This window comes from Amaricoccus macauensis, assembly GCF_049800915.1.
Lineage (GTDB): Bacteria > Pseudomonadota > Alphaproteobacteria > Rhodobacterales > Rhodobacteraceae > Amaricoccus > Amaricoccus macauensis_A.
The window spans coordinates 747,714-759,891 of record NZ_JBNAFY010000001.1; the positions used below are offsets into that span (position 1 = coordinate 747,714).

Genomic DNA, 12,178 nt, shown 5'->3' on the forward strand with positions numbered 1-12,178 from the left:
TTCGTCCTCCTCTGGTTGCCCGGACAGATCATGCCCGGATTGGTTTCGACCCATGATGCGCCCCGCTTCCGCGCGGTGCCCTTGGATCGATCTGCACAATTGAGGTAGGGCCGGCGAAGCGCCGTATCGAGGCCGAAACACGGTTTCGTGCGTGCATTCAGCTCACCGGAGGTGTTGCGGTCTCCGGTGAGCAGATTGGGAAAAGGCTTGCGAAATCAGCCTTCGCCCTTGATGTAGACGTCCTGCATCACGTCCGGCTCGGAGCTCACGGTGCCATTGCGTCCGCCGCCGCGCTTGATGGCGTCGACCACGTCCTGCCCCTCGATGACCTTGCCCACGACCGTGTACTGGCCATTCAGGAAGGCGCCCTCGTCGAACATGATGAAGAACTGGCTGTTGGCGCTGTCCGGGTTCTGCGCCCGTGCCATGCCCACGACACCCTTCTCGAAGGGCACGTCGGAGAACTCCGCCGGCAGATCCGGGTAGGACGAGCCGCCCATTCCGGCCTGTCCGCCGGAGAAGGCCTCCTGCGTGCCAAATTCGACATCGCCGGTCTGAGCCATGAAGCCATCGATCACCCGGTGAAAGACCACGCCATCATAGGCGCCTTCGCGGGCAAGCGTCGTGAGACGCTCGACGTGCTGCGGGGCAATCTCGGGCAGGAGCTGGATCTCGACGGTGCCATTGGCTTCGCCGGCGACCTCGATGACCATGATTTCGCCTTCGTCCTGGGCCTGCGCTACGCCTGCCAGCAAGCCGACGGCGAGGAGAGCGCCCAATGTCGAACGCAGCATGCTCAGGCCTCCACGTCGGCGGCGACGCGGACGGTGATCATCCGGTCGGGCTCGCGGGGCGGCTCGCCACGGGTGATGGCGTCCACGTGATCCATCCCGGACACCACGCGGCCCCAGACGGTGTACTGGCCGTTCAGGAAGTAGCCTTCCTTGAACATGATGAAGAACTGCGAGTTGCCGCTGTTCGGGTTCTGGGCGCGGGCCATGCCGCATACGCCGCGATCGAACGGCAGCTTGGAAAACTCGGCCGGCAGGTCGGGTTTCTGGGAAGCACCGGTGCCGGCGCGACGCAGGTTGAAACCGTCGGACATGTCGCCATGCTCCACGTCGCCGGTCTGGGCCATGAAGCCCTCGATGACGCGGTGGAAGGCGACGTTGTCATACTCGCCTTCGCGGGCAAGTGCCTTGATCTGTTCCACATGTTTCGGTGCCACATCGGGCAGCATCTCGATCACCACTTCGCCGTCCTTCAGCGCGATGATGAGCGTGTTTTCCGGATCCTTGATCTCGGCCATTCGGTCCTCCGCAGGTTACTCGCGGCGGACCCTAGTCGAATGCATGAGGAAGATGAAACCGCTTTTCGCCTCCCGAGCGAATTCCCGCGCCGCGGCGGGCGCAATCCGTCAGGTCGCCGCGGCGAAGGCTTTCGGGCTGGCAAACTTGCGCAGCAGCGGGTCGATCACGGGCCCCGGCACGAAGGGGCTCACATCCCCGCCAAGCCGGGCGATTTCCTTCACGAGGCGAGAGGCGATCGCCTGATGGTTTGCATCCGCCATGAGGAAGACGGTTTCGATGTCGTCGTTCATGGCGCGGTTCATGCCGACCATCTGGAACTCGTATTCGAAGTCGGAAACGGCGCGCAATCCACGGATGATGACATTGGCCTTCACGTCCTGGGCGCAGTGGATCAACAGGTTCTCGAACGGATGCGCGACGATCTCGACCCCGGTCGTCTGCATGATCGGGGCGCATTCCGCCTCGACCATTGCCACGCGTTCGTCGAGCGAAAAAAGCGGGCCCTTGTCCCGGTTTATGGCTATGCCGATCACAAGGCGATCCACCATGCGGCACGCCCGCCGGATGATATCCATATGGCCGAGCGTGATCGGGTCGAATGTCCCCGGATATAGACCTACGCGCATTTGAGCCCCCTTGCCCCTACTACTGTTCAACAGAGATCCCCGCGCGAACGTGCAAGCTCCGGGGAGTATTTCACCAACTGTTGGCGATCATACCCGTGAGCGCGGAATTCTCTTCCTGAATTTCGCTGATGCGCGCCTTGACCACGTCGCCGATCGAAATGATTCCGATCATCTTTCCATCCTCGAGAACCGGCATGTGGCGGAAGCGCCCCTCCGTCATCCGCTCCATCACGGTTCCGGTGGTGTCGTCGGGTGAACAGGACATGACCTGGGCGGTCATCAAGTTCGAGACCCTGTCTTCGAGGCAACTGGCGCCGGTGCGTCCGATCGTCTTGACGATGTCGCGTTCCGACAGGATTCCGTCGAGCGAGACACCGTCGGAGCTGACCACGACCGCACCGATTTTCTTGGCCGTCAGCAACTGTGCGGCTTCCTGAACGGTCTGATCGGGCTTGACCGTCAGGATCTGCTGAATCTGTTTCAACTCGATGATCTTGCGAACGATCATGATATTTTTCCCCTGCTGAGAGCACGATTATTTCTGTTTATCCCCATTTTTTTCAACCCGAGTCGCGGAAGTCAAGCAAAGCCGCCGCAGTTCGCGTCGAAGTTGACAAGAATGCCTGACTGCGAGGCGGTTGGGAACCGGGACGAAGGGAACAGGGCGCGTGCCGATCAGCAGAGCGTGGAGCTTCGCATTTCACTGGATTCGCTCAGGACCTGCTGCATCCAGTCCACGACGACATCTGCAATGCGATTGATCCGCGCGACGCGGGCGTCGTCCTGGTGGCGAACGAGATAGAATGCTCGCGTCAAGCGTATCTCGTCGGCCAGCACGGGAACAAGATCCCGATGCTCGCGTGCGACGAAATCGGGGAGGATACAGAAACCCGCGCCTTTCAGGCACCAGCGCAGTTGAACGATGGGGCTGTTCGATGTGAGGGCGGGGTCGGCGTCCCGACCGAGAAGCGCGAAATAATCCAGCTCCTTGTCGAAGATCATGTCGGAGATGTAGCCGATCCCGCGCACATTCCGAAGGTCGTCAAGCGTACGGATCTGCCCCGTTGCGGCAATGAGCTCGGGCCGAGCGTAGAGGTGCAGGTTATAGTCCGAAATCTTGCGGACGGTGAGCCGTCCCGCGCTCGGAGGGGAAACCGTGATCGTGAGATCCGCCTCGCGTTTGGAGAGAGAAAAAAGCCGCGGCAGGGCAACGAGCTGGACCTGCAGTTGCGGATTTTCTCGCGAAAGAACCTCGCAGGCGTCCGTGAGCAGGTAGTTCGAAACATTTTCCGGGGCGCCGATCCTGACTGCACCGGAAAGTTTCTCCGGCTGTCCGCCAAGGTCCTGGCTGGCCGCGTCCGCATGATCTTCCATCGCCTGGGCATGGGTGACCAGCGAGCGCCCGGCTTCCGTGAGCCCGTATCCCTGGGGCGAGCGGAGGAAAAGCTGGCTTCCCATGGCCTCCTCGAGCGCCGAAACACGGCGCCCCACGGTTGCCGGATCGAGGCCCAAGTGCTTTGCCGCGTTCACAAGTCGCTTTTCCCGCGCGACAGCGAGGAAGACCCGAAGATCATCCCATTTCAAGACACCATCCTGCATGGGCATCTGTTAGCACAGACTGGAATTCTTGCAAATTTTCAAAACGATTTTGCCGAATTTTAACCTGCTGCCCATGGTGTAGCGGCTGAGGTCCGATCCGTTGCGGCCGGACCGCAGGTTGGCAGGAGTCACGAGTGATGGAAGAGATGTGCCACTTCATCGATGGAGCGCGGGTTTCAGGAAGATCGGGCCGTTTCTCCGATGTCTTCAACCCGGCAACGGGCGAAGTGTGCGCACGCGTGCCGCTTGCCGATGCCGATGAGCTGGACCGGGCCGTAGAGACCGCGCGGGAGGCCCAGCCATTCTGGGCAGCCCAGAATCCGCAACGCCGCGCGCGGGTGATGATGCGCTTTGTCCAGCTTCTCAACCGCGACATGGACAAGCTCGCCGAAGCGCTTTCGCGTGAGCATGGAAAGACGCTTGCCGACGCAAAAGGCGATGTGATTCGCGGTCTGGAAGTGGCCGAGTTCTGCATCGGAGCGCCGCACCTGCTGAAGGGCGAATTCACGGACAGTGCCGGGCCGGCGATCGACATGTATTCCATGCGTCAGCCCCTTGGCGTCGTTGCCGGGATCACGCCCTTCAACTTTCCCGCGATGATCCCGATGTGGAAGATGTGCCCTGCCCTCGTCTGCGGAAATGCCTTCATCCTGAAGCCTTCCGAGCGTGCGCCCAGCGTGCCGCTCATGCTGGCCGAACTGATGCGGGAGGCCGGGCTGCCCGATGGGCTGTTGCAGGTGGTCAATGGCGACAAGACGGTGGTGGATGCAATCATTGCTCATCCCGACATTGCCGCCATCGGTTTCGTGGGATCGACGCCGGTCGCGCAATACATCTACGGGCATGGCTGCATGGCGGGCAAACGCGTGCAGTGCTTCGGCGGCGCCAAGAACCACATGGTGATCATGCCGGACGCGGATCTCGACAGCGCGGTGGAGGCGCTGGTCGGAGCGGGCTATGGCGCGGCCGGCGAGCGCTGCATGGCGATCTCGGTCGCGGTGCCGGTGGGCGATGCGACAGCCGAGGCGCTGCGCGCGCGGCTGATCCCGCGCATCGAAGCCTTACGCGTCGGTCCCTACACCGCGGGCGATGAGGTGGATCTCGGCCCCGTGGTCACGAACACGGCCAAGGAGCGCATCCTCGGTCTGGTGGAGAGCGGCGTGACACAGGGAGCGGATCTCATTGTCGATGGCCGCAATTTCAGCCTGCAGGGGTACGAGAACGGTTTTTTCGTGGGGCCATGTCTCTTCGACAACGTGACACCGGAGATGAACATCTACCGCGAAGAGATCTTCGGTCCCGTGCTGTCGATGGTGCGCGCGGGCAACTATCACGATGCGCTGCGGCTCGTCGCAGGCAACCCCTATGGCAACGGCACCGCGATCTTCACCCGCGATGGCGACACGGCGCGCGATTTTGCGTCACGGATCAATGTGGGAATGGTCGGGGTGAATGTGCCGATCCCGGTGCCCTTGGCCTATCACACGTTCGGCGGGTGGAAGCTCTCGGCCTTCGGCGATCTCAACCAACACGGGCCGGACGCCTTCAAGTTCTATACGAAGACCAAGACAGTGACGTCACGCTGGCCGTCCGGGGCCAAGGAAGGCGCGCAATTCGCAATCCCGACGATGGGTTGAGCGCGCGCCCAACCGAGACGCCTGCGGCGGTTGGCTCCCGCCGCAGGCTTTCCTGCAGCCGTTACTCGGCCAGATGCGGATGCGGCCGCGCGGATTTGGCGAGGCGCTCCTCGGCTTCGGGATCGAAGTGGATGTCCGACTCCGTGTAGACGCCCGCATCGGGATCATCGAACACCGCCGTATCAAGCTTGCCTTCGCTCTTGGCGACGATGGTCGAAACCACGGCGTCACCCGAGATGTTCACGGCCGTGCGGATCATGTCCATGAGACGGTCAACACCGAGTATGAGCGCAATGCCTTCGATGGGCAGACCGACCTGGCCCAGCACCATTGTGAGCATCACGAGCCCAACACCCGGAACGCCGGCGGTGCCGATCGAGGCAAGAACCGCCATGGCGATCACGGTGATGTAGCCGCCGACACCCAGGTCGATGCCGTAGACGTTGGCCAGGAACACCGTGGCAACGCCCTGCATGATGGCCGTGCCGTCCATGTTGATCGTGGCGCCAAATGGAACCGTGAAGGAGGCGACCGAGTTGTCCACGCCGATACGCTCGGTGACGGAGCGCAAGGTGACGGGGATCGTGGCGTTCGAGCTTGCCGTGGAGAAGGCGAAGATCTGTGCCGAGCGCATCTTCTTCATGAAGGTGAACGGGCTCAGACCCGTGGTCAGCTTCAGGATGACCATCAGGGTCACGAAGAGGTGCAGGAACAGTGCGCCGACCAGCGTTCCGACATAGGCAAGAACCGGGATGAAGAGGTCGATCCCCTGTTCGGAGAACGTCTTCGCGATGAGGCAGAAAACGCCATAGGGCGCGAAGGCCATGACCATGCCGACGATCTTCATCATCAGCTCGTTCATGTATTCGCAGCCTTCCGCGAAGCTTTTCGAGAAGTCCCCCAGCGACAGCGCGGCGATTCCCACGACGATCACATAGAAGATGATCTGCAGCATTTCACCGTTCGCGAATGCAGCAATCGGGTTCGAGGGAACGATGTTTGCGAACACTTCCCAGACCGTCGGCGCTTCTCGTCCGGTGATCCCGGAGGTGTCCACGCCCTCCATGTTGAAGCCGACACCGGGTCCGACGATGATCGCAAGCATCATTGCCACGGCGATCGCGATGGCAGTGGTGCAAATGTAGAGGCCGAAGGACTTTCCGCCCACGCGGCCCAGAAGCCGGATGTCGCCGATCCCCATCACGCCACAGAGCAGCGAGAAGATCACCAGTGGAACGACCAGCATCTTGAGAGCGTTGACGAACATCGCTCCGATCATGCCGAAGAAACCGCCGACAACATGGGTCGAGATGAAATCTGAATTGATGGTGTTGAAGATGACACCCACCACGATTCCCGCGACCATACCGATCAGGATTTTCATCGTGAGGGACATCTTCGATCCTGTTCGGTCCGAAGCAGTTTGAGCCATGAACGCTCCCCTTCTCATTTGTTCAAATTCGAGCCGCTTCTCGCATCTGCATTCAAAGAGTGCACCTGCGAAATGAACGGCTGCGAAAAACCGCCAGAGGTACATGCCACAGCGTGCGCATCCCCCCAAACTTTCAGCACTGATTAAAACGCTATCAAAATTCAGGCAGAAATCCAGCCTTCAGATTAACCTGCATTCGGGAAATTGGCGTCCCAGACCGCCAAAAATGGCAGGCTTCCAGATCAATACTTGCCTCCGCGAAGTCACAATCCAAGGGACGGCGACATGAAAAACACCCCTCGAATCGACCGGAATGGACATTCGCGGCCAAGCAGCGAGCATTGCAGAAGGACATTGTGACATTTTTTTGACAACCCGCCAAACCGCACCTATTTTCTGCGCTTGCTGCGTGCCTTTCTTGCGTGCGCTTTCAGGATTAAGAGGGCAGATGCAGGACGGCATGAACACCGCGGCGCAACAGAACGGGCAGGCGTACCCGCCCGGTACCGCAGGCTGGCCGCCCGTTGCGACCCAATTGCCCCTGAAGCCAAGCCATTACCTCTTCGGGGCCACGCTCATCGCCGGTCTGTTCTATTTGCTGAACATCGGGGCGGCTTACCTTGATGCGACAACCACGGGCCTCGTGAAGCGTCTTGCGGAGTTCTTTCTGCTCAATGCCGAAAAGAACTTCCCGACGCTGTTCAATTTTGGACTGATTCTCGTCAATGCCATGTTCTGTTCGATCCTGGCGCTGGCGGCCTTCGCCGAGAACAACCATTGGCGCTGGTATTGGGTCGGATTGGCGCTGATCCTGATGTTTCTTTCTTTCGACGAAGCCGCGCAGATCCATGAACGGTTCGCGCCTCTGGGCGCCTATTTCGTCGAGGCGGACGGAATTTTCCGGTTCAGTTGGGTCGTTCCCGCAGCGCCGGCCGTGCTTCTCTGCGGTCTGGTATTTCTCAGGTTCGTTCTCAGTCAGCCCCGTCGCATCATGCTGCTGATGATTCTCTTCGGGGCGATCTATCTCGGCGGCGCTATCGGCATCGAGATGGCCAGTGCCTTTCATGTGGAGACCGGAGGTGAATACGGCTCCTTCACCTACCACCTGATCGCCGGTGTGGAAGAAGTGGTCGAAATGTTCGGAATGGCGCTCTTCGGCTACACCCTCATGGAGCTTTACAATCTCAACTTGAAAGCGCGGAGACCCGCCACAACGGAATGACGTGGTGGGTGCGGTGACGGCACCGCACCGACGTCATTCCTGCTCGCTACTCCGCCGCGACCCGAGCCGTTTCCAGGATCGACTTCAGATATTGGCCGGTATGGCTCTCTGCGACCGTGGCGACATCCTCGGGCGTTCCCGTCGCGACGACGGAGCCACCGCCATCGCCGCCTTCGGGACCGATGTCGATGATATGGTCAGCCGTCTTGATGACGTCGAGATTGTGTTCGATCACCACCACCGTATTGCCCTGCTCGACCAATTCGTGCAGCACTTCGAGCAGTTTCCGCGTGTCTTCGAAATGCAGACCCGTGGTCGGCTCGTCGAGAATATAGAGCGTCCGGCCTGTTGAACGGCGCGCAAGTTCCTTCGACAGTTTCACGCGTTGCGCTTCGCCGCCCGAGAGCGTGGTCGCCTGCTGACCAACCTTGATGTAACCGAGGCCCACGCGCATGAGCGTCGACATCTTGTCCCGGATCGAGGGCACGGCCGCGAAGAACTCTTCGGCATCCTCGATCGTCATGTCAAGAACGTCCGCTATGCTCTTGCCTTTGAAAAGGATTTCAAGCGTCTCGCGATTGTAGCGCTTTCCACCGCAAGTTTCGCAGGTCACATAGACATCTGGCAGAAAGTGCATCTCGATCTTGATGACACCATCCCCCTGACAGGCTTCGCAGCGACCGCCCTTCACGTTGAACGAGAACCGCCCCGGCTTGTATCCCCTTGCCTTCGACTCGGGCAGGCCGGCAAACCAGTCCCGGATCGGGCCGAATGCGCCGGTATAGGTGGCCGGGTTCGAACGTGGCGTGCGCCCGATGGGTGACTGGTCGATGTCGATGACCTTGTCGAGGTGCTCGAGCCCCTCGATCCCGTCCGAGGGCGCCGGTGTCTGACGTGCCCCGTTGAGCCGCATCGAAGCGGTCTTGAACAGGGTCTCGATGGTCAGCGTCGATTTCCCGCCCCCGGACACTCCGGTGACGCAGGTGAACGCGCCCAGGGGGAACTTCACGTCAATGCCACGAAGATTGTTTCCGGTCGCGTTAAGCACCTTGACCGACTTGCCGTTGCCGGGCCGGCGCACAGCGGGAACTGCAATCTCCCGAACGCCCTGAAGATACTGGCCCGTGATCGAATCCGGGTTACCGGCAATATCGGCAGGCGTGCCATGCGCGATGATCTTGCCGCCGTGGACACCGGCGCCGGGACCAATATCGATCACGTGGTCGGCTTCGCGGATGGCTTCCTCGTCATGCTCAACCACGATCACCGTGTTCCCCTGGTCGCGGAGGTTCTTGAGGGTGGTTAGCAGGCGACCATTGTCACGCTGATGAAGGCCGATTGACGGCTCGTCGAGAACATAGAGCACGCCCGTCAGCCCGGAGCCGATCTGCGACGCGAGCCGAATTCGCTGGCTTTCCCCGCCCGAGAGCGTGCCGGCGTTCCGCGCGAGCGTCAGATAGTCGAGGCCCACATTGACGAGAAAGCCGAGGCGCTCGCGAATCTCCTTGAGGATCGCGCGGGCAATCTCGTTCTTCTGTGCCGTGAGATGTTCCGGAACGGTTTCGGCCCAGTCCCGCGCTTCCCGGATCGACATCCGAACCACTTCGCCGACATGAAGGCCGGCGATCTTGACCGCAAGCGCCTCCGGCTTCAGTCGGTATCCACCGCAGGTATGACAGGGACGGTTGTTCTGATAGCGCTCGAACTCCTCGCGAACCCAGTTGGAGTCCGTCTCCCGATAGCGGCGCTCCATGTTCGGGATCACGCCTTCGAAGGGGCGCTCGATCTCGTAGACCCTGCCGCCCTCATCGTAGCGGAACTTGATTTTTTCGCCCTTCGATCCGTAGAGCAGAACGTCACGAGCTTTCTCCGGCAGATCGCGCCAGCGGGCAGATTTCGGAAAGTCGTAGTGGCGGGCCAGTGCCTCGATCGTCTGGCGATAGTAGGGCGACTGCCCTTTCGACCATGGCGCAATGGCGCCCTTGAGAACCGGGAGGCTTTCGTCCGGCACGATGAGGCGCGGATCGAAGAAAAGCTCCACACCCAATCCATCGCAGTCCGGGCAGGCGCCGAAGGGCGCGTTGAACGAGAAGAGGCGCGGCTCGATCTCGGGAATGGTGAAGCCCGAAACCGGACAGGCAAAGTTCTCGGAGAAGGTGATCCGCTTTGGGTCTGCCCCATCGGTTGGAGCGGTCTCGAGAATCGCGATCCCGTCGGCCAGGTCGAGCGCGGTTCGCAGGCTGTCGGCAAGCCGCGTCTCAAGCCCTTCGCGGACCACGAGACGATCAACGACCACGTCTATGTTATGTCGGTATTTCTTGTCGAGCGTCGGCGGCTCCTCGAGCTCGTAGAACTCGCCATCCACCTTGACGCGCTGGAACCCCTGCTTCCGAAGATCCTGAAATTCCTTGCGATACTCTCCCTTGCGGTCCCGCACGATCGGCGCGAGCAGATAGGCACGCGTGCCTTCATCGAGCCCCATGGTGATATCGACCATCTGGCTCACCTGCTGCGCCTCGATGGGCAGGCCGGTGGCGGGCGAATACGGGGTGCCGATGCGCGCGAAGAGCAGCCGCATGTAGTCGTAGATTTCGGTGACGGTGCCCACGGTGGAGCGCGGGTTTCGGCTGGTTGTCTTCTGCTCGATGGAGATCGCCGGGGAGAGACCGGAAATATGATCGACATCCGGCTTCTGCATCATGTCGAGGAATTGCCGCGCGTAGGCCGACAGGCTCTCGACATAGCGCCTTTGGCCCTCGGCATAGATGGTATCGAAAGCCAGGCTCGACTTACCCGAGCCGGAGAGCCCGGTCATCACTACGAGTCGGTCGCGGGGAATGTCCACGTCGATCGACTTCAGGTTGTGCTCGCGTGCGCCGCGGATTTCGATGAACTTCTGCTCGGCCATGCCTTCGCTCCTGGTAACTGGCGATACTTAACGCGGAGCCGGGAGATTGCGAGTCCGATTATGAGAACAAAACGTGATCGACCACAACCGCAAAAATGGCGATGCGCGAAATCTCACCAGTGCGACAAGAATTAGGGCACAAATTGTGGCGGATCAGCGCCCCAGGATCTTCTTCACGTAGTTCTGGGTTTCCTTGTAGGGCGGCACACCCTTGTATCTCACAACCGCGTTGGGGCCGGCGTTGTAGGCCGCGAGCGCCAGGCGCCAGTCACCGAACTTGCGGTATTGCTGGCTGAGGTAGCGGGCCCCGCCCTCGAGGTTCTGCTTCGGGTCATGCGGATTGACCCCCAGCAGTCGCGCGGTGCCGGGCATGAGCTGGGCCAGACCGATGGCGCCCTTGCTGGATTTCGCGGCCGGCACGAAATTCGACTCCTGGCTCACCAGGCGCAGAAAGAGATCCTCGGGGATCTGGTGGCGGCGGGCCGCAGCGCGTGCCATATCCTGGTATACGCCCCGCGATCCGCTGTAGCGCGGGATCGTCCACTCCCCGTCCTCCAATTGCGAAGGGCGGCGCAATTGCCCCTTGAGGGCACCTGGTACCGGCTTGCGGATAAGCGCCTGATATTCGGGTGAAAGACTTGAGCGGCTATTGAGCAGACTCTGCGCATTCGCGGGCATGATCGAGACGCACGCCCACGCCGCGGCCAGAAGCACAATCCGTTTCTTCACCATCCCGTTCCTGCTTTTGGGTTCCGCCCCGGCAATGCAGAGCAATTGCCCGTGTTTTGGGGGAATGAAAAACCACAAGACGGGTCCGTTTTCAACTTGTTCTTTACCGATCGTTGATCCTACAACGGCCCTGAAATCGGGGTGGCGCACCACCGGAAGTGGTCTTGGCAATCACACGACACACCATTCCGAGCATCGAGGAGGTTCACATGGCGGGCAGCGTCAACAAGGTCATTCTGGTCGGAAATCTGGGACGCGATCCGGAATCACGGACATTTCCCAGTGGCGGCAAGGTGGTCAACCTGCGCGTGGCCACGTCCGAGCGTTGGCGCGATCGCAATACCGGAGAGAACCGGGAGCGGACCGAGTGGCACTCGGTCGCAATCTACAATGAAAACCTCGGGCGGATTGCCGAGCAGTATCTGCGCAAGGGGTCCAAGGTCTATCTCGAAGGCCAGCTCGAGACCCGAAAATGGCAGGATCAGAACGGCCAGGACCGCTACTCGACCGAAGTGGCCCTGCGGCCCTATCGGGGTGAACTGACCCTGCTCGACGGCCGTGGCGAAGGCGGCGGCGGTGGTGGCGGCGGATATGACCGCGGCGGTTCCAGCGGCGGGGGCTATGGCGGCAGCGGCTCGGGCGGCGGTGGCGGCGGTAGCATCGACGACGAAATTCCGTTCTGATCGCGAGAGCGCGCTAACGGCCCGCCACCGCG

Annotated in this window: 11 protein-coding genes; 3 read left to right on the forward strand and 8 right to left on the reverse strand. The window is 61.0% G+C overall.

All coding sequences use genetic code 11. From position 1 onward, the window contains the following. Positions 1-215: 215 nt before the first annotated feature. The 5 genes from ACP15W_RS03370 to ACP15W_RS03390 form a co-directional block, all read right to left on the reverse strand. Entirely contained in the window at positions 216-794 is a 579-nt protein-coding gene (locus ACP15W_RS03370) for a peptidylprolyl isomerase (protein WP_424931410.1), read from the reverse strand. 2 nt (positions 795-796) lie between these two features. Further along, complete coding sequence (locus tag ACP15W_RS03375; protein WP_424931411.1) at positions 797-1,309, reverse strand: peptidylprolyl isomerase; 513 nt, start codon at positions 1,307-1,309, stop codon at positions 797-799. Between the two features lie 108 nt (positions 1,310-1,417). Continuing rightward, positions 1,418-1,936 (reverse strand): pantetheine-phosphate adenylyltransferase, encoded by a 519-nt coding sequence (coaD, locus tag ACP15W_RS03380; RefSeq protein ID WP_424931412.1) that lies wholly within the window; start codon positions 1,934-1,936, stop codon positions 1,418-1,420. 70 nt (positions 1,937-2,006) lie between these two features. After that, the gene (locus ACP15W_RS03385) at positions 2,007-2,444 is read right to left on the reverse strand and encodes a CBS domain-containing protein (RefSeq protein ID WP_424931413.1); all 438 of its coding nucleotides are present in this window, start codon (positions 2,442-2,444) and stop codon (positions 2,007-2,009) included. A 167-nt stretch (positions 2,445-2,611) separates the two neighbouring features. Continuing rightward, positions 2,612-3,520 (reverse strand): LysR family transcriptional regulator, encoded by a 909-nt coding sequence (locus tag ACP15W_RS03390; RefSeq protein WP_424931414.1) that lies wholly within the window; start codon positions 3,518-3,520, stop codon positions 2,612-2,614. 152 nt (positions 3,521-3,672) lie between these two features. On the opposite strand from ACP15W_RS03390, the gene ACP15W_RS03395 reads away from it, so the two are divergent. Then, the gene (locus ACP15W_RS03395) at positions 3,673-5,172 is read left to right on the forward strand and encodes a CoA-acylating methylmalonate-semialdehyde dehydrogenase (RefSeq protein ID WP_424931608.1); all 1,500 of its coding nucleotides are present in this window, start codon (positions 3,673-3,675) and stop codon (positions 5,170-5,172) included. A gap of 61 nt (positions 5,173-5,233) precedes the next feature. On the opposite strand, the gene ACP15W_RS03400 is transcribed toward ACP15W_RS03395, so the two are convergent. Then, positions 5,234-6,604, reverse strand: a complete 1,371-nt coding sequence (locus ACP15W_RS03400) for a dicarboxylate/amino acid:cation symporter (RefSeq protein WP_424931415.1) — start codon at positions 6,602-6,604, stop codon at positions 5,234-5,236. Between the two features lie 448 nt (positions 6,605-7,052). Between ACP15W_RS03400 and ACP15W_RS03405 the strand changes: the two genes are divergently transcribed. Further along, positions 7,053-7,826, forward strand: coding sequence for a hypothetical protein (locus tag ACP15W_RS03405; protein ID WP_424931416.1), 774 nt, complete (start codon positions 7,053-7,055; stop codon positions 7,824-7,826). Positions 7,827-7,872: 46 nt separating this feature from the next. Here the strand turns inward: ACP15W_RS03405 and uvrA are convergent, their stop codons facing one another. Next, on the reverse strand, positions 7,873-10,734 hold the full coding sequence (gene uvrA / locus ACP15W_RS03410; protein WP_424931417.1) for an excinuclease ABC subunit UvrA: 2,862 nt from the start codon (positions 10,732-10,734) through the stop codon (positions 7,873-7,875). Positions 10,735-10,887: 153 nt separating this feature from the next. Next, on the reverse strand, positions 10,888-11,466 hold the full coding sequence (locus tag ACP15W_RS03415; RefSeq protein WP_424931418.1) for a lytic transglycosylase domain-containing protein: 579 nt from the start codon (positions 11,464-11,466) through the stop codon (positions 10,888-10,890). A 206-nt stretch (positions 11,467-11,672) separates the two neighbouring features. Between ACP15W_RS03415 and ssb the strand changes: the two genes are divergently transcribed. Continuing rightward, positions 11,673-12,146: a single-stranded DNA-binding protein gene (gene ssb, locus ACP15W_RS03420; protein ID WP_424931609.1), complete on the forward strand. Its 474-nt coding sequence runs from the start codon at positions 11,673-11,675 to the stop codon at positions 12,144-12,146. Positions 12,147-12,178 lie beyond the last annotated feature (32 nt).